This is a genomic window from Terrabacter sp. 2RAF25 (assembly GCF_052115265.1).
GTDB lineage: Bacteria > Actinomycetota > Actinomycetes > Actinomycetales > Dermatophilaceae > Terrabacter.
The window spans coordinates 64,816-88,853 of sequence record NZ_JBFRGJ010000007.1 but is presented as its reverse complement, the minus strand read 5'-3'; the positions used below and the strand labels follow the sequence as shown (position 1 = coordinate 88,853).

Here is a 24,038-nt window from a genome sequence, read left to right as displayed (position 1 = left end):
ATCCCCCATGAGCGCCCAGCGCCAAGCCTCGCTCCCTTTCGCGCTTCCGGACATCGGGGAGGATGAAATCGATGCCGTGGTGGCCGCCATGCGCACGGGCTGGGTAACGACGGGTCCTCGCGCTCGAGAGTTCGAGACGTCCTTCGCCGACATGATTGGTGGAGGTGTCGAGGCGGTTGCGGTGAACTCTGCAACTGCGGGCCTGCACCTCGCTTTGGAAGCCCTCGGAGTCGGGCCCGGCGACAAAGTGCTCGTTCCGGCATGGACGTTCACCGCCACGGCGGAGGTCGTCCGCTACGTGGGCGCCGAGGTGGAACTGGTTGACGTCGATCCTGCGACGCTCAACATCGACCTCGAGCACGCCTCCAGCCTTGTGGATGAGCGGACCAAGGTCCTGCTGCCCGTGCACTTCGCCGGACTTCCTGTTTCCGCAGCGGCCCTGGCAGGCTGGAAGCAACGGCACCCACATGTGAGGGTGGTCGAAGACGCGGCCCATGCGTTCCCCGCCGCCTCTGAGGGTGTCCCCGTGGGGGCCGGCGCCAGCGACGTCGTGGTCTTCAGCTTCTACGCAACCAAGACGATTGCCACGGGCGAGGGCGGGATGCTGGTGACCAGAGATCCCGAGGTTGCAAGGCGAGCGCGCGTGATGCGTCTGCACGGGATCGACCGCGACGCCTTCAACCGGTACCGGAGTGATCGCCCCGCCTGGCGATATGACGTCGTGGCACCGGGGTACAAGTACAACCTCACCGACACAGCCGCCGCCATGGGCCTGGTGCAACTGCGACGCGCGGAGGAGATGCGAGCTCGAAGGGAAGTGATCGCCCTCCGGTACTTGCGAGCCTTCTCTGACCTCCCGGTCGAGATGCCAGCAACCGGCGCGGACGACCTGGGCGGCTTGCATGCATGGCACCTGTTCGTTCTCCGACTTGAGGCGAGCCGAGACCGGGACAGGTTCATCAGCGCTCTCGCGGACTTGGGAATTGGCACGAGCGTGCACTTCATTCCGCTGCACATGCTGACTTACTGGCGGGGTGAACGTGGCCCATCATTGGACGAGCAGCTGCCGGTCGCCACGAGAGAGTTCAAGCGAGTGGTGAGTCTGCCGATCTACAGCCGGATGACGGACGGTGAACTCTCACGAGTCATGGATGCTGTGCGGCAGGTGCTCAGGTGAAGCGGGCCTTCGACGCCCTTAGCTCGGGCGTGGCCCTGATCGTACTGTCGCCGGTCTTGGCTCTTATCGCGGTAGTGCTGCGTGGGCGTCACGGAAATCCGATCCTCTTCAAGCAGGAGCGCGTCGGCCGCGGGGGAGAGGTATTCAAGGTTCATAAGTTTCGCACTATGGAACAGTTTCCGGGGATAGCGGTGACCGCCGGCGAGGACTCCCGGGTCCATTCCACGGGCCGGATTCTTCGGGCCACCAAGTTGGACGAGTTGCCCCAGTTTTGGGATGTCCTGCGAGGGAAGATGAGCGTAGTCGGTCCACGCCCGGAAGTGCCGCAGTTCGTCAGTCACTGGCCAGAAGATCAAAGAGACGTCATATTGACCGTGCGGCCTGGGATTACGGATCCCGCGAGCATCAAGTTCAGGCACGAGTCTCAGGTCTTAGCGAAGCACTCGGATCCACAACAGGCGTACATTGACATCATTCTCCCGGAGAAGTGCCGTCTGTACGTCGAATACGTCGAGCAGGCCTCGCTCCCCGCTGACCTCCTACTCATCTTGAAGACGTTCGCTGCCATCCTCAAGCCATCTAGGGGTGTCCATGCGTGATCTGCCAGGCGCAATCGACGCCAGCGTGGACCTTAAGGTCTCCTACCTCTGTCTCGAGCAATCTCGGGAGGGCAGCGCGGCGAACGCCCACATCGTCGGCTTTTTCAGCGAATGGCCGAGCTCGTCTGTTCGCGTCACAAGAGCCCGTCACGCGTCGTCGGACGCGTTATTCCTGAAGGTGTGTTCATTGTTGGCCGCCTTCGCGGCGTTCGCGCGAAGCCTGAGCGGAAGGAATATGGCGGGCGCACGTGCGCATCCTGCTGTACTTCCCGCGCTCCTCTTCGCAAAGTTGATGGGGAAGAAGACGTTCCTCTTCCTTCAAGGACGTCCCAGCGACTTACCTGCCGACTCATTCGCGTATCGGCTCGTCGGCCAATTGGGTGAGTTGAGTTTTCGCGGAGCCTTACGTGCGGCGGACGTCGTGTTCGCGACGTCCGATGGGCTCGCAGAATGGGCAAGGGCCGAGACATCCGCTCCCATTCACAGGGTCACCAATGGAGTGGACGTCGATCGCTTTCCCTGGCCCGTAGAGGACCGTCGAGGAGTGATCTTCGTTGGCACACCAGCTCCCTGGCAAGGACTGGACACGCTGATCGAAGCGACGCGGCTGCCTGAATGGCCGCAAGACGTTCCCCTCACCGTAATTGGCGTGACGCGTGAGGACTACCACGGTGAAGTTGGGAATCACGTCCGCTTCCGAGGTCGACTTTCCCCAGTCGAGGTCGCCCAGGAGCTGTCGGAGCACGCCATCGGTGTTTCGCCGAAACGACTCGACCAGGCAACCATGATGGGGGTCTCGCCGTTCAAGTTGGCTGAATATCATGGCGCCGGACTCGCTGTGCTCGCGAGTGACGTCCCAGGGCAGAGCGACATGCTCCGCAACAGCGACGGAGGCGAGTTGTTCCCCCCAGACGATCCTGGAGCATTGGCCTTGGTTGTAAATCGTCTGATGAAGGACGCCGAAGCCATCCAGACGCAACAGACCAACGCACGAGCCTACGCTGAGAACCATTTAACATGGGCTGTTCAGAGACGCGCTATCATGCGAGCTCTGCGAGCGCACCAGCGGTAAGGTGCCCTAATTTCCTGTTAGGCGGCCGTGGATAGGCCCGTAATTGCGATTCATACTCGTGGATCTTTAGGCAAGCGAGTCAAGTTCTGGACCATGACTAACTCTTGCACCCCAAGTCTACTGGAGGTATGACGGTGAGTGTTGCCGGTGACATCAAGGTGCGCACGAGGTTGGACGTGCTCGACTACCTGCGATTCCTTGCGGCAATTCTTGTAGTGGCATACCACTACTTCGCGTACGCCCCTATCAAAGGCCATGTCGATGTAGCGCTCACCCCCTTCGCGGAGGTGGCAAAGTACGGTTACCTTGGGGTCGACCTCTTCTTCCTAATCAGCGGGTTCGTGATTGCGGCCTCTGCCCGCAACCGCACGGCTGTCGACTTCGCCGTGGGTCGTGCGACTCGGCTCTACCCTGCCTTTTGGCCAGCGATGCTCCTTACGGCATTGGCGCTCGCCTTATGGGGAGATCGTGTCAACTTGGGGGTATCGCTGGGACAGGTCTTGGTCAATCTGACCATGGTTCCCGGGCTCTTCGGTGTCCCAGCCGTCGACGGGGTGTATTGGTCGCTCCTTTACGAACTTGAGTTTTATGGAATCGTGTTTCTCCTTCTCCTCAGGGGGCAGGGAAAGCGCATCGGTCAGTTGGCTCCCTTCTGGGCAGTCGCGATGTTAGCTGCGACTCTATTGGCTCCAGCGTTGTCTCGCTCCATCCCATTTGCTGGCGGCTACTTCGGTTACTTCGTCGTCGGCGCTCTTCTGGCTCAGGTGCGCCTAGACGGACGATTGACCCTCACCAGAATGGTCGGTCTGGGCGCTGGTGGCTATGTCGCGGTCAGCGGAGCGGCTGCGTACTCCAAAGCCGTCGCTGAATCCCTTCAGACCGACATCTCGATAGCAGTGGTGACGGTGGTGGTGCTGATTTGGATGTTTTTGGTCTCAGCGCTCGCCCTTCCGTCCGTCGGGTCGTGGCGTCTGCCATTCGCGGAACGGCTTGGCGGCCTGACTTATCCGCTGTACCTCACGCATGCGGTTCTTGGGTACGTGGCAATGTCCTTCGTCATCAACGAGGCGAACAAATGGTGGGTATATGCAGCCGTCGCTGCCGGGGCGCTAATGATTGCAACGGGCTTGCATCACATCGAACGGTTGGCATTGTGGCGGAGATTCTTCGGGGCCACGCTGGGTCGCGCCCTCCGACCTCTGCAAGGAACAGCTCAGCGCTCCGTCGAGCCCAGCCACGCTGATGCGTGAGGCACGACGTGCGCGCTACCGCTTTGTCGACTTTTCACAATCCAGGTTTATGCGGAGTCTGAATCCTCCTGTCTTAAGAGCGATCGGCCGATGTAGTTGGTGAGGCTGCGAAGCCGAGCGTGGGGCCGCGCAGGTACTCGAGGCGTCCGTTGATCGCCTCCGGGCCGTTGCTCGTGCCGGGCCGCTTGAATTAGGCCAGCACGGCCGCCTCGCGCTTGCTTAGGGTGTCGCCGAGGGGTGATGAGGTCGGTAAGCGCGGCTGGGCACCGGCGCTGAGCGAGGCGATGACTGCCAGCACAAAGCTCGTTGCCCCTCTTGGTCAGGTTCGCGGTAGGCGCCGATTGTCCGCTGGTAGATGCCCAGTCATCAACAGGTGGCCTCGACCTAGACGTGCTCCTCAATAGCAAACAGAGCCCCGCCAGTCAGCCGTCTGCTGGTCGGTGAGCGGCCGGCGCCGGTGTGCAGCGTCCGTCTTGCGGCGTTGTGTGGGTCGCGGAAGCGGCCGCGGTGGCCTTGGATGTTCTGCTGGAACCGGCGGCGACGCCGGCCCAGGTCGTCACCGGCCAAGCGCGCTACGTGAATCGGATCGTCACGGTTACGGCCTCGGTCAGCTCCTCGGTCGTGGCGGTCTTGACCATGGTGAACCCGTCCATCGCCACGACCTCCACGGCGTCGCGCCACGCATGCGGACGATCGCAAGCCAATGCTTGAACGCCGCCTCTAGAGAGGCCGGGGAAGATGTCCCACAACCGGGCAGGATCGCTCCCGCCACGGACCCCGGTCAGGTCGATGACGGAACTCCGTGAAGTGGGGTGCAGGCATGGGCCACTCCTTCCAGCAGCGATCTCTGTCGCCGCAGGTCGAGTGTCCCACCAGACCGTCAGCGCTCCCGAGCCACCTTGCCGCACACCTCTCGGTAGCTGAATGTCAGGAAGGTGGAAGTGCGTGCTTCTCTGTTTGGTGGCGTGCCTTCGATGGTAGCCATGCGCTGAAGACGTAAAGGGCGCTGAATACAGCGGCGTAACCAACAGCGGCGAACGGCGTCAACGCGGGGTCTGTTGCTGCCACCCCTACCAACAGGGCGGTCGCAACGAACGTGCGACCGGCGAGGAGCGTCCAAGCTTGCGAGTCCTTGCGCCAATTCACACCGAAGAGCGCGGTTGCCGTGGTCGCCGCACCGATCAGGTAACCCCAGGCAACTCCGCGTTCCCCCCACGCCGTCCCCAAGGGAATCCAGGCCAGTCCAGCAAGCCCCACACCTCCGATACTGATGCGCGTGGCCGAGGCGAGTGACTGAGTGGAAGTCGCCGACAACCGCGTGACACTGGGTACGGCGCAACTCGTCAACATCACTGCGATGAGCAGAACTCTGAGCACCGGCACGGAGCCTGCGAACTTCTCGCCCCACACGACCGTCGTGAACTGGTCGCCGAGGATGACGAGACTTCCAAACAGAGGGACTGCCAGGAGGTTAATGCCTCGCATGGCGCGGTCCGTAACCGCGGCAAGACGCGCACTGCTGCCTTGGGCGTGCTCAGCCGACATCGACGGCATCAACGCAGCACCCAAAGAGACGGCAAAGATGCTCGCTGGTGTTGCCACGGCCAGTGCCGCGCCATAAAGCCCGACACCCACAGGGCCACCCCAGTGGGCCGCGGCCACTACTGACAGTTGAAGGAAGCCGCTGCTCGCGATTGTTCCGATCGTCCCGATCGCAACGTAGGTCCGCACCTCGCGCCTCAGCACGTGCGACATAGCGGACCCGGTGATCGTGCGACGGAATCCACCGATGACGAAGACCGCGAATCCCAACGCCAGGCTGGCCGCGAACGCAAGCCCACTGCCGACGTTGAACGCGACGATCGCCGCAGGAATGAGGCAACTCGCTGCGAGAGCGATCTCTAACAATGTTGTCCGAGCAAAGCGGCGTTCTCCCATTAGGACGCCGCGGGTGAAGTGATAGAGACCGTACAGGAGACAGACTGCCGCCGTGATCACACCTCCCACCCACGTTCCGTCGCCAAGGACCTGCCAGGCGCCGGCGGCCACACCAGCCGCGACCAAGGAGGCACCGACGGCCATGCGCCGCAAGTGGCGGATTAAGGTGTCGGCACTGCCTTCGGGTGCGGCAGCGACGAACTTCGAACTGGCCACACCCAATGTGGTCGGCCATAGCAGGGCAGCGAATTGGGCGATGGCAATACAGAGCGTGAGCTGTCCGAAGTCTGCGGGACCGAGCGTCCGGCCCGCGGTCCAGTTCAGGAGGAAGCGGGTGAGCCCGTGGACAACCGTGCCGACTAAGACCAAGGACGTCCCTACCAGAACCTTCGAGCGCAGCCGAGGCATGAGGTCTGGCGCCACGTCAGTGCTGGTTCCAGAAGCCCCGGGTGTCGAAGACGATGCGGCCTTCGAGCGACTTGCGGTTGATCGACCGGAACGCCGAGTGGTCCACCAGCAGGACGACGATGTCAGCGGCCTCGATCGCGCTCTGTGCGTCGGAGAATGCGATGTCCTGTCCCTTGAGTCGGTCGGGGAGGGACTCGACGTGGGGCTCCACGGCGAGAAGTGTCGCGTCCGGCAATTCTCGACGGATGCCCTCGACCACCTCCATGGCGGGGCTTTCCCGGAGATCGTCGATGTTCGCCTTGAAGGCGAGACCTAGGCAAGCGACGACAGGGGAGTGGAGGCGTGCGGCGCGTTCCTTGACCTGATCGACAACGCGGCCGGGCTTGGAGTCGTTGACCTCGCGAGCCGTACGCATCAACCGTGCTTGTTCGGGCGCCGCAGCAACGATGAACCACGGATCCACCGCGATGCAGTGGCCACCGACGCCCGGGCCGGGGTTCAGGATGTTGACACGTGGGTGGCGGTTGGCGCTCCGGATGATCTCCCAGACATCGAGACCGAGCGAGTCGCACACGATGGAAAGTTCGTTGGCGAAGGCCAGGTTGACGTCGCGGAAGGCGTTCTCTGCCAACTTGGACATTTCCGCGCTTCCGGCGTCAGTGATGACGATCTCGCCTTGGCAGAAGACCCGGTAGATCTCGGCGGCCACCTGGCCGCACTCCGGGGTCAAGCCGCCAACCACGCGGTCATTTGTCACGAGCTCGATCATGACGCGTCCGGGCAGGACGCGCTCCGGACAGTGAGCCACGTGTACGTCGATCGCAGCTGCCCCCGAGCTCGGGAAGGCGAGATCAGGACGCAACTTGGCGAGCCAGTCGCCCATCTGACGTGTCGTACCAGGCGGGGACGTGGACTCCAGCACGACCACGTTGCCGCTCTGTAGTTGGGGGGCGATGGCCTCTGCAGCGGTCCGGATGTACGAAAGGTCCGCGGAGCGGTCGTCGAGGAACGGGGTAGGCACAGCCACCAGAAAGGCGTCAGCATGGGGAACCGTGGTGCTCGCGCTCAGCAGGCCCTTCGAGACGGCACCACTGACGGCGACGCCAAGATCTGGCTCCACGAAGGGAACCTCGCCCTTGTTGACTGCCTCGACAGTGCGCTCATTTACGTCAACTCCATGTACACGCACGCCGCGTGTGGCCAGTGCCGCGGCCGTCGGGAGTCCGATGTAACCGAGGCCGATGACTGCGATGACGCCATGGTCCATCAGGGTGGTCTCCTAAAGCCGGCAGGTTGACGCCCGATAGTATCCCGATCGACTCATACCCCTGCAGACAGGTCCAGGTGCCGACAAATGACCACCGCTCTTGTGGTGTACGGAACTCGACCGGAGGCGATCAAGATGGCTCCGATGATCGACAGCCTCAGAGGCGTGGGGATCAATCCTGTCGTGGCCGTGACTGGGCAGCATCGAGAAATGCTGGACCAAGTGAATAACTTGTTCGGGATCGTGCCCGACTTCGACCTTGATCTGAGCAAGCCGCGCCAGACGCTCGCCCACATAGCGAGCTCAGCACTCACTGCTCTCAACAGCGTGATGGCTGAGGTCGTACCCGATGTCGTGGTGGTCCAAGGTGACACGTCAACCACATTTGTCGGTGCGCTTGCTGCCTTCTATCACCAGGTGCCTGTCGCGCACGTAGAGGCCGGGCTGCGCACGTGGAAGCGCTACTCCCCGTTCCCGGAGGAGGGCAACCGCCGAATGACGACTCAACTTGCGAGCCTCCACCTAGCGCCGACCGCAATGAACCGTCGCAACCTTGAAATGGAAGGTATCGATCCCCAGTCCATCAGCGTCACGGGCAACACAGTGATCGACGCCTTGCTAGAGGTGTCGCAGCGGGACGTATCGTTCGCCGACCCGGCGCTCGAGGCGGCCACCACCTCGGGGCGCCGAACAGTTCTGGTCACCACTCACCGCCGAGAGTCGTGGGGCGACCAGATGCAGGAGTCCATGGCGGCGGTGCGCCGCCTCGCGGACGCCTACAGGGACGTCCAGTTCGTCCTGCCCATGCACCTCAACCCGGTGGTCCGCGACATCGTCCAGCCGGCTTTGGGGGATGCCGAGAACGTACTTCTGACAGAGCCCCTCGAGTACGCCCACTTCGCGCGACTCCTCGGGTTGTCACATCTGGTCCTCACCGACTCCGGGGGGGTTCAGGAGGAGGCGCCCGGTCTCGGCAAGCCCGTTCTGGTTCTACGGGACGACACGGAGCGTCCCGAGGCGATCGACGCTGGAACGGTGAAGCTCGTCGGCACGGACGGCGAGCGCATCTTCGCGGAGGCGGCCCGTCTGCTCGACGACTCGGCTGCCTACGCCGCGATGGCGAACGCGGTCAACCCGTACGGCGACGGCAAGGCAGGTCCGCGATCCGCTGCCGCGATCGCCCAAATGATCGGTGTAGGGACTGCGTTGCCCGAGTTCGCTCCCTGACCCGGACCGCCAAGTGCCTGCGGGCGCCTAGCCCGCCGCCCTTCATGGTTTCACCAACGCTAAGGGGCACGGTTGAGCGACACCACTGCGGAGACGTTCGTCCTCAGTTGTCCCGAACCGCAGCGAAGCGAGGTCGAGGACCCTGCTCCACGCTGGGCGCTTTCCTGCGTTGGCCACCGACCCTGACGTGCTTGGCACCCGACACGGACGCAGAGGTCCACGCGATCATCGAACAGGTCCAGGCCGACCTCAAAGGGACTTCACTTCAGCGCTGTGGGGGCCGGGTCACCGACGTCAGGTACGGCCGGATGCCGTCCCGCCAGTCGGCTATCGGCGCGACCGGGATCGAAGTAAGCGAGCTGTGGGAGAGCACGCTGTAGGCGGGGCGTGGCGCCGGGCGCGTGTGAGCGCCGGTTGTCGTCGGAAGCACCCGCTCAGGGTCTAGCCCGGACTCCTCGAAGATGGCGCGGGCGAAGCGGAACCAGGTCGTCTCACCGGACGACGTGCCGTGGTATGTGCCAATTGGCGCCTCCGCCGCCACAAGGCGCAGCAGCAGTTCGGCGAGGTCGACCGTCGAGGTGGGCTGCCCGCGCTGGTCGTCGACGACGCTGAGGGTCTCGCGTTCGCCTGCGAGACGGAGCATCGTCGAGACGAAGTTGGGGCCTCCGGCTCCATAGAGCCATGCGGTGCGTACCACCCACGAATCAGCGCAGAGTGCTCGAACCGCCCACTCCCCGGCAGCCTTCGTGCGGCCATAGGCGGAGCGTGGAGCTATGGGGTGATCCACGCCATAGGGCTCCCTGGCGACTCCGTCGAAGACGTAGTCGGTCGAGATGTGCATGAGTCGCGCCCCTGCCCACGAGCTAGCCCGTGCCACATTGGCGGCCCCGACGGCGTTGACGGCGAATGCGGCCGCCTCGTCTGACTCTGCCGCGTCGACGGCCGTGTAGGCGGCCGTGTTGACGACGAGGTCGTGCCCCTCGACCGCGGCAACGCACTGCGCCGCGTCGGTGACGTCGAGGTCGCGACGACCCAACGCGGTGACGACCCAGCCAGCCGCCCGCAGGGCGGGCACGAGGTCATGAGCGAGCATCCCGCCGGCCCCGGTCACGAGTGCGCGCCCGGCGCCGGTGTCGGTCATCGGCCCAGGCGTGCGTAGGTGCGCTCGGCATCGACTTTCGCGGACGACCACCAGTCCTCGTTCTCGCGATACCAGTCCACGGTGGCCGCAAGCCCAGCACGCAGGTCGCTGTATCGAGGCTGCCAGTCGGTCTCGGCCCGCAGCTTGGTGGAGTCGATGGCGTAACGGAGGTCATGGCCGGGGCGGTCGTTGACGTGGTCAAACCAGTCGGCCGGCTTGCCCATGATCTCGAGCAGCATGCGCACGATGTCGAGGTTGTTGCGCTCACCGTCGGCGCCAATGAGGTAGGTCTCGCCGAGACGACCCTGCTCGAGAATGGCGATCACGGCGTCGTTGTGGTCGTCGACGTGGATCCAGTCGCGCACGTTGAGTCCAGATCCGTAGAGCTTGGGCCTGATGCCCTGGAGGATGTTGGTGATCTGACGGGGGATGAACTTCTCGACGTGCTGGCGAGGGCCGTAGTTGTTCGAGCAGTTGCTCACGGTGGCCTGGATTCCGAACGACCGAATCCACGCACGGACGAGCAGATCGGCTCCCGCCTTCGTGGCCGAGTAGGGGCTCGAGGGGTTGACCGGGGTGGCCTCGGTGAAGCGCTCGGGGTCGTCGAGCTCGAGGTCGCCGTACACCTCGTCTGTCGAGATGTGGTGCAAGCGCCTCTCGTGACGGCGGACCGCCTCGAGCAGCGTGAAGGTGCCGACGACGTTGCTCTCGACGAAGGGCCACGGGCTGTCGAGGCTGTTGTCGTTGTGCGACTCAGCCGCGAAGTGGACGACGACGTCGTGGTCAGCCACGAGCCGGTCGACGAGGCCCGCATCGGCGACCGAGCCCTCGACGAGCTGCACGGAGCCGTCGCCGCCCAGATCGGCGAGCACGGGCGCCAGGGAGTGCCGGTTGGCGGCGTACGTCATCGAGTCGAGCGCGGTCAGCGTCCACGCCGCCCGCGTCTCGCGCGTGCGCAGGATGAAGTTCGAACCGATGAAGCCGGCTCCGCCGGTGACAAGGACGCGCATGAGGCCGAGGGTAACGAAGTGTGCGTGGCCTCGCCGCTGACGGCTGCGCCCGTGACGCTCGATATGCTGCCGGGCGTGAAGATCTCAGTCATCGGGTGTGGGTATCTGGGAGCGGTGCACGCCGCCTGCATGGCTGACTTCGGTCACGAGGTGGTCGGTGTCGACGTCGACCCGGAGAAGGTGAGCAAGCTCGCCGCGGGTATTCCGTCGTTCCACGAGCCCGGGCTCGAGCCGCTGCTGCGCAAAGGCGTCGACGGCGGCGACCTGACCTTTACCACCGACAAGTCCGCGCTCTCCCAGGCGCGGGTGCACTTCATCGCCGTCGGCACGCCACAGCGCGGGGGCAGCTATGCGGCTGACCTCAGCTATGTCTGGAGCGCGGTCGACGACATCCTCACGCACGCCCGGCCCCAGCCCGACGGGCCGCTCGTTATCGTCGGCAAGTCGACGGTGCCGGTCGGCACGGCGCAGGCCATCGCCGAGCGGATCGCAGAGGCCGGCCTGGACGCGGTCGTCGTCTGGAACCCCGAGTTCCTGCGCGAAGGCTTGGCGGTCCAGGACACCCTCACGCCGGACCGGGTGGTCTACGGCCTTCCGGACGACCATGCGGCGGGCGACACCGCACGCTCTGCGCTGGACGAGGTCTATGCGCCGATCCTCGAGGCCGGCATCCCGAGGCTGCTTGTCAACTACCCCACGGCCGAGCTCGTCAAGGTTGCCGCGAACTCGTTCCTAGCGACCAAGATCTCGTTCATCAACTCCATGGCCGAGCTGTGCGACGCCACAGGCGCCGACGTGTCCCGCCTGGCCGAGGCCATCGGTCACGACGACCGCATCGGGCCGAAGTTCCTCCAGGCCGGCATCGGCTTCGGCGGTGGCTGCCTGCCCAAGGACATCCGCGCCTTCATGGCTCGCGCGGGTGAGCTTGGGGTCGACCAGTCGCTGACCTTCCTGCGCGAGGTCGACTCCATCAACATGCGGCGCCGCGACCATGCCGTCGAGCTGGCCAGCACCATGGCCGGGGGACGCTTGGTCGGCGTCAAGGTGGCCGTCCTCGGGCTCACCTTCAAGCCCGACAGCGACGACGTGCGAGACTCGCCGGCCCTCGACATTGCCGGCCGGCTATGGGGACGCGGGGCTAACGTCGTGGCCACCGACCCCGCCGGCGCCGAGGCCGTGCGCGCGCTGCGCCCTGACCTGCAGATCGTCGACACCGCAGATGAGGCCCTAGACGGCGCGGACCTCGTCATGTTGCTGACGGCGTGGAAGGAATACGTCGCGATCGACCCGGCCCACGCGAAGTCGCTCGTAGCCACACCGCGCGTCATCGACGGGCGCAACGTGCTGGACCCGCAGCGGTGGACTGATTCGGGCTGGGAGTACCGAGGTATGGGGCGTCGGTCAGGCCCGTCAGCGTGACGTGACCCGTACCGCCCCGTGGTGAACCAACGGCGGGGCGGTGCGGTCGGCGAACTTTACGTTCGCTTTAAGATTTCTTACTCAAATCGTGGATTTGCAAGAACTTCACAAGTCGGGCACCTACGATCAACCGGTACGTCGCAAGACCGCTGATCAGGGGGAAGTGGATGCTCGGGGACGCCTCTCGCAACCGGGGAATTTTGTTCGTCTGCACCGGCAACATCTGCCGGTCGCCCTATGCCGAACGCAGGTTGAGGCAACTGCTCCCTGCCGCCGGGGTGGAGATCGTCAGCGCAGGCACGGGAGCTCTTGTCGGCTCGGACTTCGAGACCGAGACACGAGACTCATTGCGCCAACAGGGAGCCGACGTGACCGGCTTCGCGGCACGGAGTGTCACCCGCGAGATCCTCGGATCGGCGGAGCTGGTGCTGACCATGACGCGCACCCACCGGGGCCAGGTCTCACGACTGAACCCCGCCGTGATGCGCAGGGCGTTCGCCCTCGGCGACTTCGCCGACCTGTGCAGTGCCTCTGGCACGTGGCGCCCTATCAACCCGGCTCAGCCGTGGCTGCCCCAGGTGGCGGCGGAGGCGGCCGCGGCGCGAGGAACCGTGGCCCCCCGCGACCTCGATCTCATCGACGTCGTAGACCCCTACGGCCGTTCGGCACGTACCCACGCAGAGGCCTTCGACCGCATCGAGGACTGCCTCGGCACGATTGTGCAGGCTCTCGGGGCCGTAGCGGGGTCGGCGAGGGCGAGCCACAGCCGCTGACGGCCAAGGCCGCACCGGACCCACGAATACGAAGAGGACGCCTGCGATGCAGGCGTCCTCTTCGTGTCAGCTCGACTGCCTGACCGAAGGCAGGGGGCTCAGCGGTAGGTGGCGATGTCGGCGGGGTCGTTGGGAACCGGTCCGTTCGGGCGCTCGTCCGCGGCCGACGGGTGCGCCATGGGGCCAGGACCGTAGTCACCGAGCCGTGCTATCGGTGCTGTTGGATGGCCGCCTTCCGGCGCGGCTGTCGGGCGAGCCGCAGCGGCCTTGGGGCGCGGAACGACCAGCGCAGCCTCGTCGTCGGCGGCAACGGGCCGACGCAGCCGGCGGGGACCCTTGTCCTTGGCGCGTTGGCGCTCGCTCTCGGGGCGATAGTCGTACTCGTAGGTGCCGTAGCCGCTCCCGAAGTCCTTGACCTTGACGCGGTTGAGGATGAGGCCGAGCACCGAGCCGTTGACGGCCTCGAGTGACTCGAGGGCACGACGCACATGCTCACGCTGGGCCACCCCGGCTCCGACGACCACCAGGGCGCCGTCCACGATCGTGCTGAGCACGGCCGCGTCGGTCACAGGAAGGAGCGGGGGAGCATCGATGAGCACGTAGTCGTAGCGCTCGCTGAGGTCGGTGACGAGCTGCTCCATGTTCGCGGAGCCGAGCAGCTCGCTCGGGTTCGGTGGGATGGGGCCGGCTCCGAGCAGGCGAAGACCCGTGCGGCCGAAAGGCTGAAGCACGTCCTCCACATCGACCCGCCCCACGAGCACGTCGGTCAGCCCGACGGAGCCCTCGAAGCCGAGGTAGTCGAGCAGGCGCGGGCGGCGCAGGTCGCCCTCGATGACGACGACCTTGAGCCCGGTGTCGGCGAGGCTCAGCGCCAAGTTCGCGGTGGTCGTCGACTTGCCCTCACCCGGTAGCGAGGAGGTGATGACGATCGACTTCGGCGGATTGGCCACGTCGATGAACTGCAGGTTGGTGCGCAGCGAGCGGAAGGCCTCGGCGCGCTGCGATCGGGGGTCGACCTGGACGATGAGCGGGTGGGTGGCTGCGTCAGCGTCGAAGGCGATTCCACCGAGGATGGTGCGGTCGGTCACTGTCTCGAGGTCACGCTGCGACTTGACCGACTTGTCGAGCACGTCGCGAAGCAACGCGACACCGAAGCCGAGGAGCAAGCCCAGGACGAGGCCGAGTGCGAGGTTGCGCGTGGGCTTCGGGCTCACGGGGGTCGTCTCGAGCGTGGCAGGTCGCGTGACCGAAAGAGTCACAGGGGACTGCCTATTGGACTTCGACTCGATGCTGTCCACGTATCGCGGGAACACCTCGCTGATGGCTGTGGCGAGCTGCTGAGCCCGCTGGGGGCTCGACTCCGTCACCGTGACGTCGATGAGGCTAGTGTCCGGCGGGATCGTGGAGGTCACGCGCGCGGCGAGCTCGTCGGTGGTGCCGCCGATTTTGACGGCATCTATGACCGGCTGGAGCACCGCCGGGTCCTCGAGAATCTGCGCATAGGTCTTGACTCGGGCCTGCGTGAAGGTGTTGCCCTGAGCGAGCGCAACGGTGGTGTCGTCGCTCGTCGTGTTCACGAAGAAGCGAGTCGACGACCCGTACGCGCGGGGCGTCAGCGCCGTGTAGGCGGCTGTGAGACCGAGGGTCACGAGCGTGACAGCGGCGATGATCATCCATCGCTTCCTGATCACGTTGAGGTAGTCCTGCAGTTCCACGGTCCCCGTCTTTCCGTTGTGAAGAGGGCCGCTCTTAGCATGGACATCGGACATTTCGACACGGCCCCTCCCGCGCATCCTATGCCGAGCCACCCAGTTGCGCCGCATTCGTCCAACCTGTCCGTAGAGTGGCGGCGTGATTCGGTGGTTGACGGACAAGTCCGTGGGGCGACTGGCCTTGGCAGGCCTGCTCGCCCTGCTCGTCGTCGACGCCCTGCTGGTGGTGCTCGCCTTCCGCCCCGACAAGGCGGGGGCCGTCGCACCGACCAGCGCGGCGGCCACCTCGATCGGCACGCAGGCGCCCACGTCCGAGCCGACCAAGAAGCTGACGGTCCAGCCTGTCCGCGAGGTCATCGTGGCGGCGAGCGCGACCCGGGCGTGGCGGGCCGTGCTCGGAACCTGCGCCGACGGCGGCGCCTCGATCCAGATGACCGACGACGGCGGCAAGACGTGGACCAAACGGACCGCCCCCACCGGCGCCCTCGGCCGCGTGCAGCCCGTCGGCGACGCAGGCCGCGGCTTCGTCATCGCCGCCCGCACCGGCTGCGCCGTGGGGGAGTACCCCACGGACGACGAGGGCAAGACGTGGCGCGGGCCTCGGGCGGTCGAGGGCGGCTGGTCCCGCACGCCCGGTGGCGCCTCGCCCCAGACCGTCATCACGCCCCAGCGCACCGACGCCCGACCGTGCGGCACCGCCGCGGTCGCCGACGTCGCGCGCGCCAGTGCCTCGAGCGCCTACGCGCTCTGTGCCGGCGGCCAGCTGATGCGCTCGACCAACGGCGGCGCGGGCTGGAGCCAGGCGGCTGCCGTCGAGGGTGCCGTCGCGCTCAGCGTGCGCTCCGAGAAGGCCGGCCCGACGGCCTACGTCGCCCGGGTCACCTCCGAGTGCTCGGGCGTTGAGGTCGCCCGCGTGTCGGGCCGCTCTGCCTCGAAGGTCGCCTGCGTCGAGACCGACGCCGACACCGCCGGCGGACGCGTGTCGGTCAGCGTCGTCGAGTCCGCGGGCTGGCTATCGGTGGCCGGAACGACGTGGCGCGCCGGCGCTGACCTCGCAAAGTGGGGCAAGGCCGTCTGAACCGGTTCAGGCGGAGTCCGCACGAGCCGCCGACATCACCGCCTAGGCTGACCCACCATGAAGGGGATCATCCTGGCCGGAGGAAGCGGCACGCGCCTGCACCCGATCACGCGCGGCATCAGCAAGCAGCTGATGCCCGTCTACGACAAGCCGATGGTCTACTACCCGCTGGCGACGCTGATGATGGCCGGCATCCGTGAGGTGCTCGTCATCACCACCCCCGACGACGCCGACGCCTTCCGCAGGCTGCTCGGTGACGGATCCCAGTGGGGCATGTCGATCACGTATGCCGTCCAGCCGAGTCCCGACGGCCTCGCCCAGGCGTTCATCCTCGGAGCCGACTTCATCGGCGGCGACAGCGTCGCCCTCGTGCTCGGCGACAACATCTTCTTCGGGCCGGGGCTCGGGCTCGCACTGAAGAACAACACCGACGTCGTGGGCGGCCACGTCTTCGCCTACCGGGTCGCCGACGCCCGCGCGTACGGCGTCGTGGAGTTCGACAAGGACGGCACGGTGCGGTCGATCGAGGAGAAGCCGGCCCGGCCCAAGTCGAACTATGCGGTGCCCGGCCTCTACTTCTACGACAACGACGTCGTCGACATCGCCCGCAACCTCGTGCCCAGCGAGCGGGGCGAGCTGGAGATCACCTCCGTCAACGACGCCTACCTCCGCCGCGGCGACCTCACCGTCACGCCCCTCCCGCGCGGCACCGCCTGGTTCGACACCGGCACCTTCTCCGGACTGATGGAGGCCAGCCAGTACGTCCACGTCGTCGAGGAGCGGCAGGGCCTCAAGATCGGCTGCGTCGAGGAGGTCGCCTGGCGCAACGGGTGGCTCGACGACGCCGGCCTGACCCGACACGCCGACGAGCAGGCCAAGAGCGGCTACGGCCTCTACCTGCACACCCTGCTCGCCGAGGCCCGGGAGCGGGCCTGATGGAGATCCGGCCGCTGGCCGTCGAGGGCGCCTTCGAGATCACCCCTCGGCAGTTCCCCGACGACCGTGGCGTCTTCCTCGAGTCATTTCGCTCCGACCGCCTCGCGGAGGCGGTCGGGCGACCCATCGACGTGCTCCAGGCGAACGTGTCGGTCTCGTCTCGCGGCGTGCTGCGCGGCATCCACTTCGTCGACGTGCCCGTGGGGCAGTCGAAGTTCATCACCGTGCTGGCCGGCTCGCTCATCGACTTCGTCGTCGACCTGAGGGTGGGCTCGCCGACGTTCGGACAGTGGGACTCGGTGCTGCTCGACGCGGTCGACCACCGCGCCGTCTACCTCTTCGAGGGCCTGGGCCACGCCTTCTGCGCGCTCGAGGACGGCACGACGACCCACTACATGTGCTCGAGCACCTACAACCCCGGCGCCGAGCACGGCATCGACCCGCTCGACCCCGAGATCGGGCTGACGATGCCCGCGGGCATCGAGCCGCTGCTGTCGCCGAAGGACGAGGCCGCGCCATCGCTGTCCGAGGCCGCCGCGGCCGGCCTGTTGCCGACCTATGCGGAGTGCGTCGCCTACACCAGCTCGCTGGTCCGCACGTGACGTCGGTCGGGCGCATCCTCGTCATCTGCACCGGCAACGTGTGCCGCTCGCCCTACCTCGAGCGACGCCTGCGCCAGCTCCTCGCCGGCACCGATGCCGTCGTCGAGAGCGCGGGCACGCGTGCCCTCGTCGGGGCCGACATCGAGTCGGGGTCGTCGGCCGCGCTCGCGGCCATCGGCGCCGACACAGCCGGCTTCGCCTCCCGCCAGCTCGTGCCGGCGCTGCTCGACGAGGCCGACATCGTCGTCACCGCGACCCAGCAGCACCGCGGCGACGCCGTCGCGCTGCACCCGCGCGCGCTGCGCAAGACCTTTACCCTGGGCGAGCTCGCCGACCTCGTGCGCGACGCCGACCTCGCCGCCGAGGCCCGGAACGCCCCCGCAGGTGTGCCGTGGGCCGCGGTCGTCGCCGACGTCGCCCGCGGACGCCGAGGGCTCAACCCGGCGCGGACGGCCGACGAATCGGACATCTACGACCCCTACGGGCGCGGACCTGAGGCATATGACCGGATGTCGCACGAAATCGAGTCGCAGATCGACGTCGTCGCCGACGCGCTGCGACCGCCCTCGATCTGACTCGACCTCGGACAGCCTCTTCCCACAAGGCGATTCGCCCTTGGCCTACTTGTAGGAGTCCAACGCGTTGTCGCGGATGGCCTTGCCGAGCTCGTCCATCTTCACCTCGTCGACGATGTCGATCGACGCGCCTGCCGGGCTCGTGCCGAAGCCGGTGAACGGCGCCGTGATGAAGCGGATGTCGCTGCCGCGCAGGCCCCGCATAGCGAAGGCCTCGGAGCGCATCGTGCCGACGTCGAGCTTCTGGTCGACCGTGAGGTTGCTCGTCGCCGCGTCGGCGAAGTCCTTGAGCCGGATCGGGTTGGTCAGCACGTCCTTGCTCAGCGTCTTGAGCATCAGGCCCTTGATGAACGCGAGCTGGCGCTGGCCACGGGATATGTCGCCCTCGCTCAGCTGCTTGCGCTGGCGCACGAAGACGAGCGCGGTGTCGCCGTCCATGTGCATGACGCCCTTCTTGAACACCTTGCCGTCGCCGGTGGACGCCTCCTCGACGTTGACGTCGACGCCGCCCACCGCGTCGGTCATCGCCTTGAAGCCCTCGAAGCCGAGCATCGCCACGTGGTCGATGCGGATGCCGAGCATGTTCTGCATGGTGGTCACGAGCAGCGGCGACCCGCCGAACGCGTACGCGGCGTTCAGCTTGTTCTTGCCCTTGCCGGGGATCGAGACGTAGAGGTCGCGCGGGAAGTGGATGAGCGTGACCTTCGAGTGGTCGTCGGGCACGTGGACCAGCACCATGACGTCGGAGCGGGCGCCCTCGCGCCCGGGCCCGGCGTCGTTGCCGATGATGAGGTAGTTGGTGCCGTTGCCCGCCGGCTGCGTGACGACGTCGCCGTTCTTGTCGGTCGGCAGGGCCCCGCTGCCGGCGGAGTCGGGCAGCAGCAGCTCCTGCTTCACGTTGTTCGTGACGATGTGGTTGAGCCACGCCAGGTAGCCGCCGACGGCGAGCACCGGCACGAGCAGCAGCACGAGCGCGACGACGAGCACCCTGCGGTTGCGGCGTTTTTCGCGGCGATTGGGCCGGCCGTCCGAGCCGCCGTCGCCGCCACCACCGTCGTCGCCGCCTCCGCCGTCACCGCCGCCCGAGCCGTCGCTGGCGCCGACCTGGTCTCGTTCGAACAGGTCGGTGTCTCGTTCGCGGGTGCCGTCCATTGCCGCCAGTGTAGGTGTCAAGGCGTGCTCCCACTGCCGCTTACACTGACGGCCGTGACTGGAGGACGAAGACGACGGATCCACTCGGACGTTCCCCTCGTCATCGGCGGCGCAGTGCTCTTCGTGGCGTGGGTGTGGGTCCTCATGCGGGCGACCGAGCCGCTCGTCACGGTCTTCGCCTTCGCCTCCGACGGCCGCCCGAAGCTGTATGCCGGCCTCCTCGCCGTGCTCGCCGGCCTCCCGGGGCTTTTCCTCACCCTGCCGCGCGCGCTGACCCCGCCCGCCCCGATGGTCGTGCCCGCGGTTCGCAGCCGCAGCCAGGCCTCGGCGCGCCGCACCTCGTTCCTGCGCACCGACATGATCGGCCTGGCGGTGTTCCTGCTCGCCCAGGTGCCGCTGCCTGCGCCGTGGGGACCGGTCGGCAAGGCCGCCACGATCGCCAACATCACGAAGTCGCCCGAGATCGTCGAGTTGAGCGCCCGGTTCGCGAACTACTCGCTCGGCGTCTTCGCCGTGGGCATCGTCGCGGCGGTGATCGCGAAGGTGTACTCGCACGCGGCCGCTCTGCGGGTCCTGGCGATCATCCTCGCGGTCGGTGCGCCGGTCGCGGCGTGGGTGCTCGTCGTCAACGCGATCAGGTAGGCGCGCGGGATCAGCGTGTCGTCACGGCTTCCTGGGCATAGAGGGGGACATCAGATCCCCAGGAGCTCCAGCTGAAGACGTCGACGGGCTCCAGGTCGCCCTCGGGGAGCCACTGCACCCGTTCACCGGCGTCGCCAGCGAGCAGATCCGACCAGACCTGTCGGAGGTCCTCGTCCGAGAGCGACCCGAGATCACGCCAGTGCAGTCCGGACGAGCCCGGGATGTCGCTCAGCGACGCGGCACCGGCGCGCAGCTTGCTCGCCATCTGGGCGAGGCTGCGGTAGGGCAGGTGTGCGATGCCGAGGCCGTCCACCGGACGTCCCGGGCGGTCGACCTCGTGGTTGCCCATGGCCACCGCCATGAAGGGGTGAGGGCGGAAGGCGACCTTCTTCCACCACGAGGCCTGGCGCCCCATCACCCAGCCCGCGTCGTCCCCCACCCGGGCCCCTGTGCCGAGCGGTGCCACGTTGAAGATGGACGCTCGCACGATGCTGGCGGGGCTCTGCCGCAGGAACGCGCCGACCGTCTGCGACTTCGCGAACCACAGCTCGTCGGCGTCGAAGGGGATGACCCAGGCGGCTCCCGCCCGGCGGGCCCAGTGCGACAGCCGGGTCATCTTCTGCCCCTGGAAGAAGGCGGGCTCGCGGTCGTCAGCGAGGAAGACCGGCGCCGACGACGCGAGGTCCTCGATGATGACGCGCGTGTCGTCCGTGGAACCGTTGTCGGCGACGAGGATCCCGTCGACCTCCTGCTCGAGCAGGTGCCGCAGCGTCGTGGCGATGATGTCGGCCTCGTTCTTGACCATGGTCACCGCCCACACGCTCCCGGTGCCGTTCAGCCCTGAGCTGCGTCCGCGCGGCGGCAACGCGGGGAGCACCAGCCCCTCGGCGACCCGGGTGCGCACGACCCGCTCATCCGGGCGCCACCACTGCTCGGTGCGTCGCTTCACCGCACCGAGCTGCTGCTTCGCGCTCATCGCAGGTCCTGCGCGGACGATGCGAGCCGGCCGTTGCGGGCGCCTTCGCCGGCCGGCCGGTCGAGCGAGCCCAGCTCGACGAGACGCGCGAACTCCGCGTTGGCCAGCCGGACCTCCTCGAAGCTGCCCGTTGCCTCGACCCGCCCGTCCTTCAGGTAGACGATCTGGTCGGCGTCGCGCACCGTGGACAGGCGGTGCGCGACGATCACGACGGTGATCTCGCCGTGCAACCTCTGGATCGTCTCGCTGATCCGGTGCTCGGTCTCGTTGTCGAGAGCCGAGGTCGCCTCGTCCAGGACGAGGAGCAACGGGGCCCGGTAGAGCGCGCGGGCGATGCCGACCCGTTGCCTCTGTCCGCCGGAGAGGCGGGTGCCGCGCTCGCCGAGCTGCGTGTCGAGCCCGTGGGGGAGCTCCTTGACGAGCTCTTCCAGCTGAGCCTGCCGGATGGCCGACCACAGCCGGTCCTCGTCGATGTCGTCACGCGCCTGGTCGAAAGCGATGTTGTCGGCGAGGGACATGTCGAGCATGAAGACGTCCTGGGGGACGTATCCCACGTTTCGCTGCCAGAGCGGCTTCGCTCCGGCGATGTCGTGCCCGTCGACGAGGATGCGGCCCGAGACGGGGTCGTGGAGGCCGAGCACGACGTCGACCAAGGTCGTCTTGCCGGCGCCGCTGCCGCCGACGACGGCCAGCGAGGAGCCACGGGGCACGACGAGGTCGACCCCCTTCAGCACGTCGGCAGCGCCGTCGGGGTAGCGGAAGGAGACGCTCTCCAGCACCAGCGCCTGCGTGAAGGGCATCGGCGGGCCGTCGACCCTGGGGGAGCGCTGGCGTGCTCGCTCGGCCAGCACCTCCTGGTGCACGAGGTCCAGGGCCGCGGTCCCGACCCGGATGTTCGTGATGCTGCCGAGCAGGCCCGTGACGGACGGGAGCACGCGGAAACCTGCCGCGACGAACAGCGCGAGCAGCCCCACGGCGCTGCCCCTGCCGGCGCTGCCCGAGGTCCCGGCGAGGAGCATGATGATGCCGACGGCGAGGATGAAGAGGATCTCCAGCAGGTACTTCGGCAGGCTGCCGAGGAAGTTGGCAACCCGCCCGGCGTCGGACGCCTCCATGGACACGTCTCGGTAGGCCGTGACGAAGTGTCTCTGCGTGCCACGGATGTGCAGCTCCTTGATCCCGCCCAGGGCAGCGAGAGAGGTGCGCCAGGCGCCGAAGTTCGCCTCGTTCATCCGGTGGCCGGCACGCAGCGCGCGCGGCTTGACCATGCGGTTGTAGAGCAGCGCCGCAGCCCCGAAGTACGCCACGACGGCCACGGTGGGCAGCGGGGCGACGACGAGCAGACCGACCACGATGGCAAGAATGGCGATCCCGCCGGACATGACGCCCATGAGGCCGCCGACCGTGAAGTTGAAGACCTGGCTGACCGAGTCGTTCATCGTGCGCAAGAGCTCTGCGGTGCTGCGCCGCGACACGGTCGTGTAGGGCGTCGTCAGGAAGTGCTCGAGAAGGCGTGAGGAGACCTTGACCCGCTCACGGAAGTTGAACCCGATGACCCACCACGTGAACGCGAGCGACCCCACGTCCTTGAGGACGAAGAGCACCACCACCGCAACGGTCAGGATGACCGTCAGCGTGCCGCGGTCGAGCTCATCGAGCAGCCTCGCGACGAACCCGACGGCGCCCGCGTCGGTCGGGGCACCCGTGGCGAGGTCGACGAGGGGAAGCACGAGGGCCACCGCCAGCATGTCGAGGGTCGCGATGACGACCTGGCCGATCGTGGCCAGCAGCAGCTTCTGCTTGGTCCTTCGGTCGAAGACGTCGTTGAGCTTGCTGAACATCGCGCGCACGGCTCAGCCCCCCGACCGCACGACGCTGCGCATGCTGCCACGCACGAGGAACGGCTTCTCGATGAAGTGGTAGAAGACGGACGCGACGAGCACCGTCGTCGTGCCCGCGACCACGAGGGCCAGGACGGTCGTCGGTCCGACACCCCACTGGTCCGGCCGAGCGACGCCCGCCGTCAGGAGCAGGACGGGCTGGTGCAGCAGGTAGAAGCTGTAGGAGATGACGCCCAGCCCGGTCAGCCAGCGCAGCGGACCCGACTCGAACACGCGGTCGGGAACGCGCGCCAGCAACACGAGCAGGCACACCGCCACGACCCCGAAACCCACGGCGCTCAAGGGGCCCCAGCCGGCGGCATACCCAGTCAGGCCCGCGGCCGCCGCGACGGGCAGCGCGACCCACGCGCGCACGGCATGGGCGGGGCGCGGTGCCCGGACGAGGGTCGCGGCCCACATGCCGAGCGCGAACTGGAACCAGCGCGCCGGGAAGAGCTTGTCGGTGGAGGGGAGCAGGCCTGCGGGATGGGTCTGCCCGGCCCACCACAGCCCGAACGCCGCCCACACGAGGGCGACTCCGAGAGTCGTGACCATGACGCCCCGCATGTCCCACCGCCGGCGCACGAGGAGCAGCAGCGGAAACCCGAGGTAGAGGGTCGCCTCCAGCGAGATCGACCACAGCGAGCCGTTCACCGCCCCGAGCGTGTCGCCGAAGAGGGGGAAGGTGAGGGTCAGGTGCGTCACCGCGTCGACGGCCGTCAGGTCGTGCGCGACGAGCCGCTCGCGCAGGGCCGGCACGAGCTCCAGGCCCATGACGAGCAGGACGGCGGCGTAGTAGGCCGGCAGCAGCCGGTAGGCGCGGCGTCGGAAGAAGCGACGGGGATCGAGCTCACGCACCCGTCCCTCGCGGATCAGCGGCAGGGTGAGGCAGAAGCCCGAGAGCACGATGAAGATGTCGACGCCCGCACCACCGAAGCCCATGACGCGCACGAGCAGCCCGTCGCCCGAGAGCTTCGGCGGTCGCACGTTGTCGAGCCAGTAGCCGTGCACGTGGAGCAGGAACACCCAGAGGGCGGCGAGACCACGCAGCGTGTCGACGTACGCGAGCCGGCGGGTGGCGACAGGGGCGACCGGCGCCGCCGGTGCTGCCACGGTCGTCCGCGCCGGAGTCGGCGCGCTCGTGCCATCCATTGATCCCCCTCCGCTGGGCAGGATGGACCACGCCCCCGTGTCCAGCCCCCGG

The 24,038-nt window shown here is 67.1% G+C and carries 22 protein-coding genes; 12 read left to right on the top strand and 10 right to left on the bottom strand.

Translation table 11 applies throughout. From position 1 onward, the window contains the following. The first annotated feature begins 7 nt into the window (after positions 1 to 7). The 4 genes from AB4091_RS17405 to AB4091_RS17390 all read left to right on the top strand — a co-directional run bounded on the left by AB4091_RS17405 (position 8) and on the right by AB4091_RS17390 (position 4,098). On the top strand, positions 8 to 1,177 hold the full coding sequence (locus AB4091_RS17405; RefSeq protein WP_442293290.1) for a DegT/DnrJ/EryC1/StrS family aminotransferase: 1,170 nt from the start codon (positions 8 to 10) through the stop codon (positions 1,175 to 1,177). After that, positions 1,174 to 1,776, top strand: coding sequence for a sugar transferase (locus AB4091_RS17400; protein ID WP_442293288.1), 603 nt, complete (start codon positions 1,174 to 1,176; stop codon positions 1,774 to 1,776). The genes AB4091_RS17405 and AB4091_RS17400 overlap by 4 nt, the downstream gene beginning before the upstream one ends. After that, a complete protein-coding gene (locus AB4091_RS17395) occupies positions 1,769 to 2,848 on the top strand; it encodes a glycosyltransferase family 4 protein (protein ID WP_442293286.1) in 1,080 nt (359 codons plus the stop codon). Before AB4091_RS17400 ends, AB4091_RS17395 begins: the two co-directional genes overlap by 8 nt. Before the next feature lie 128 nt (positions 2,849 to 2,976). Next, the gene (locus AB4091_RS17390) at positions 2,977 to 4,098 is read left to right on the top strand and encodes an acyltransferase family protein (protein ID WP_442293284.1); all 1,122 of its coding nucleotides are present in this window, start codon (positions 2,977 to 2,979) and stop codon (positions 4,096 to 4,098) included. A gap of 572 nt (positions 4,099 to 4,670) precedes the next feature. On the opposite strand, the gene AB4091_RS17385 is transcribed toward AB4091_RS17390, so the two are convergent. From AB4091_RS17385 to wecC, 3 genes are all read right to left on the bottom strand, one after another. Next, entirely contained in the window at positions 4,671 to 4,847 is a 177-nt protein-coding gene (locus tag AB4091_RS17385) for a hypothetical protein (RefSeq protein ID WP_442293282.1), read from the bottom strand. Positions 4,848 to 5,025: 178 nt separating this feature from the next. Continuing rightward, positions 5,026 to 6,459 (bottom strand): lipopolysaccharide biosynthesis protein, encoded by a 1,434-nt coding sequence (locus AB4091_RS17380; RefSeq protein WP_442293280.1) that lies wholly within the window; start codon positions 6,457 to 6,459, stop codon positions 5,026 to 5,028. A 1-nt stretch (position 6,460) separates the two neighbouring features. After that, positions 6,461 to 7,711, bottom strand: coding sequence for a UDP-N-acetyl-D-mannosamine dehydrogenase (gene wecC / locus AB4091_RS17375; protein ID WP_442293278.1), 1,251 nt, complete (start codon positions 7,709 to 7,711; stop codon positions 6,461 to 6,463). A gap of 87 nt (positions 7,712 to 7,798) precedes the next feature. On the opposite strand from wecC, the gene wecB reads away from it, so the two are divergent. Next, the gene (gene wecB / locus AB4091_RS17370; protein WP_442293276.1) at positions 7,799 to 8,938 is read left to right on the top strand and encodes a non-hydrolyzing UDP-N-acetylglucosamine 2-epimerase; all 1,140 of its coding nucleotides are present in this window, start codon (positions 7,799 to 7,801) and stop codon (positions 8,936 to 8,938) included. Positions 8,939 to 9,203: 265 nt separating this feature from the next. On the opposite strand, the gene rfbD is transcribed toward wecB, so the two are convergent. After that, entirely contained in the window at positions 9,204 to 10,079 is an 876-nt protein-coding gene (rfbD, locus tag AB4091_RS17365; protein ID WP_442293274.1) for a dTDP-4-dehydrorhamnose reductase, read from the bottom strand. Then, a complete protein-coding gene (gene rfbB / locus AB4091_RS17360) occupies positions 10,076 to 11,089 on the bottom strand; it encodes a dTDP-glucose 4,6-dehydratase (RefSeq protein ID WP_442293272.1) in 1,014 nt (337 codons plus the stop codon). The genes rfbD and rfbB overlap by 4 nt, the downstream gene beginning before the upstream one ends. 75 nt (positions 11,090 to 11,164) lie before the next feature. On the opposite strand from rfbB, the gene AB4091_RS17355 reads away from it, so the two are divergent. Beyond that, entirely contained in the window at positions 11,165 to 12,508 is a 1,344-nt protein-coding gene (locus tag AB4091_RS17355) for a UDP-glucose dehydrogenase family protein (RefSeq protein ID WP_442293270.1), read from the top strand. Positions 12,509 to 12,675: 167 nt separating this feature from the next. Next, entirely contained in the window at positions 12,676 to 13,281 is a 606-nt protein-coding gene (locus AB4091_RS17350; protein WP_442293268.1) for an arsenate reductase/protein-tyrosine-phosphatase family protein, read from the top strand. A gap of 98 nt (positions 13,282 to 13,379) precedes the next feature. On the opposite strand, the gene AB4091_RS17345 is transcribed toward AB4091_RS17350, so the two are convergent. Beyond that, positions 13,380 to 15,050, bottom strand: coding sequence for a polysaccharide biosynthesis tyrosine autokinase (locus tag AB4091_RS17345; protein ID WP_442293266.1), 1,671 nt, complete (start codon positions 15,048 to 15,050; stop codon positions 13,380 to 13,382). An 82-nt stretch (positions 15,051 to 15,132) separates the two neighbouring features. Here AB4091_RS17345 and AB4091_RS17340 point away from each other — a divergent pair, with 82 nt between their 5' ends. The 4 genes from AB4091_RS17340 to AB4091_RS17325 are packed head-to-tail and all read left to right on the top strand — an operon-like array spanning position 15,133 to position 18,184. After that, on the top strand, positions 15,133 to 16,071 hold the full coding sequence (locus tag AB4091_RS17340) for a hypothetical protein (RefSeq protein ID WP_442293264.1): 939 nt from the start codon (positions 15,133 to 15,135) through the stop codon (positions 16,069 to 16,071). Positions 16,072 to 16,128: 57 nt separating this feature from the next. Then, positions 16,129 to 17,007 carry a glucose-1-phosphate thymidylyltransferase RfbA gene (gene rfbA / locus AB4091_RS17335; RefSeq protein ID WP_442293262.1) on the top strand — a complete coding sequence of 293 codons (879 nt, stop codon included), beginning with the start codon at positions 16,129 to 16,131 and terminating at the stop codon, positions 17,005 to 17,007. Then, positions 17,007 to 17,609: a dTDP-4-dehydrorhamnose 3,5-epimerase family protein gene (locus AB4091_RS17330; protein WP_442293260.1), complete on the top strand. Its 603-nt coding sequence runs from the start codon at positions 17,007 to 17,009 to the stop codon at positions 17,607 to 17,609. The genes rfbA and AB4091_RS17330 overlap by 1 nt, the downstream gene beginning before the upstream one ends. After that, the gene (locus AB4091_RS17325; RefSeq protein WP_442293258.1) at positions 17,606 to 18,184 is read left to right on the top strand and encodes an arsenate reductase/protein-tyrosine-phosphatase family protein; all 579 of its coding nucleotides are present in this window, start codon (positions 17,606 to 17,608) and stop codon (positions 18,182 to 18,184) included. The genes AB4091_RS17330 and AB4091_RS17325 overlap by 4 nt, the downstream gene beginning before the upstream one ends. 45 nt (positions 18,185 to 18,229) lie before the next feature. On the opposite strand, the gene AB4091_RS17320 is transcribed toward AB4091_RS17325, so the two are convergent. Beyond that, positions 18,230 to 19,336: an LCP family protein gene (locus tag AB4091_RS17320; RefSeq protein ID WP_442293256.1), complete on the bottom strand. Its 1,107-nt coding sequence runs from the start codon at positions 19,334 to 19,336 to the stop codon at positions 18,230 to 18,232. Between the two features lie 54 nt (positions 19,337 to 19,390). On the opposite strand from AB4091_RS17320, the gene AB4091_RS17315 reads away from it, so the two are divergent. Next, positions 19,391 to 19,978: a hypothetical protein gene (locus AB4091_RS17315; protein WP_442293254.1), complete on the top strand. Its 588-nt coding sequence runs from the start codon at positions 19,391 to 19,393 to the stop codon at positions 19,976 to 19,978. A 10-nt stretch (positions 19,979 to 19,988) separates the two neighbouring features. On the opposite strand, the gene AB4091_RS17310 is transcribed toward AB4091_RS17315, so the two are convergent. The 3 genes from AB4091_RS17310 to AB4091_RS17300 are packed head-to-tail and all read right to left on the bottom strand — an operon-like array spanning position 19,989 to position 23,986. After that, positions 19,989 to 20,954: a glycosyltransferase family 2 protein gene (locus AB4091_RS17310; RefSeq protein WP_442293252.1), complete on the bottom strand. Its 966-nt coding sequence runs from the start codon at positions 20,952 to 20,954 to the stop codon at positions 19,989 to 19,991. Continuing rightward, positions 20,951 to 22,795: an ABC transporter ATP-binding protein gene (locus tag AB4091_RS17305; RefSeq protein WP_442293250.1), complete on the bottom strand. Its 1,845-nt coding sequence runs from the start codon at positions 22,793 to 22,795 to the stop codon at positions 20,951 to 20,953. The genes AB4091_RS17310 and AB4091_RS17305 overlap by 4 nt, the downstream gene beginning before the upstream one ends. A 12-nt stretch (positions 22,796 to 22,807) precedes the next feature. Beyond that, positions 22,808 to 23,986, bottom strand: a complete 1,179-nt coding sequence (locus AB4091_RS17300) for an acyltransferase family protein (RefSeq protein WP_442293248.1) — start codon at positions 23,984 to 23,986, stop codon at positions 22,808 to 22,810. Positions 23,987 to 24,038 lie beyond the last annotated feature (52 nt).

Bases quoted from the DNA above. Each gene is read 5' to 3' on its own strand.
- AB4091_RS17345 (WP_442293266.1), bottom strand. From the start codon at position 15,050: ATGTCCGATGTCCATGCTAAGAGCGGCCCTCTTCACAACGGAAAGACG.
- AB4091_RS17405 (WP_442293290.1), top strand. From the start codon at position 8: ATGAGCGCCCAGCGCCAAGCCTCGCTCCCTTTCGCGCTTCCGGACATC.
- wecC (WP_442293278.1), bottom strand. From the start codon at position 7,711: ATGGACCATGGCGTCATCGCAGTCATCGGCCTCGGTTACATCGGACTC.
- rfbB (WP_442293272.1), bottom strand. From the start codon at position 11,089: ATGCGCGTCCTTGTCACCGGCGGAGCCGGCTTCATCGGTTCGAACTTC.
- AB4091_RS17300 (WP_442293248.1), bottom strand. From the start codon at position 23,986: ATGGATGGCACGAGCGCGCCGACTCCGGCGCGGACGACCGTGGCAGCA.
- AB4091_RS17350 (WP_442293268.1), top strand. From the start codon at position 12,676: ATGCTCGGGGACGCCTCTCGCAACCGGGGAATTTTGTTCGTCTGCACC.
- AB4091_RS17390 (WP_442293284.1), top strand. From the start codon at position 2,977: ATGACGGTGAGTGTTGCCGGTGACATCAAGGTGCGCACGAGGTTGGAC.
- AB4091_RS17330 (WP_442293260.1), top strand. From the start codon at position 17,007: ATGGAGATCCGGCCGCTGGCCGTCGAGGGCGCCTTCGAGATCACCCCT.
- AB4091_RS17305 (WP_442293250.1), bottom strand. From the start codon at position 22,795: ATGTTCAGCAAGCTCAACGACGTCTTCGACCGAAGGACCAAGCAGAAG.
- AB4091_RS17310 (WP_442293252.1), bottom strand. From the start codon at position 20,954: ATGAGCGCGAAGCAGCAGCTCGGTGCGGTGAAGCGACGCACCGAGCAG.
- rfbD (WP_442293274.1), bottom strand. From the start codon at position 10,079: ATGACCGACACCGGCGCCGGGCGCGCACTCGTGACCGGGGCCGGCGGG.
- wecB (WP_442293276.1), top strand. From the start codon at position 7,799: ATGACCACCGCTCTTGTGGTGTACGGAACTCGACCGGAGGCGATCAAG.
- rfbA (WP_442293262.1), top strand. From the start codon at position 16,129: ATGAAGGGGATCATCCTGGCCGGAGGAAGCGGCACGCGCCTGCACCCG.
- AB4091_RS17395 (WP_442293286.1), top strand. From the start codon at position 1,769: ATGCGTGATCTGCCAGGCGCAATCGACGCCAGCGTGGACCTTAAGGTC.
- AB4091_RS17320 (WP_442293256.1), bottom strand. From the start codon at position 19,336: ATGGACGGCACCCGCGAACGAGACACCGACCTGTTCGAACGAGACCAG.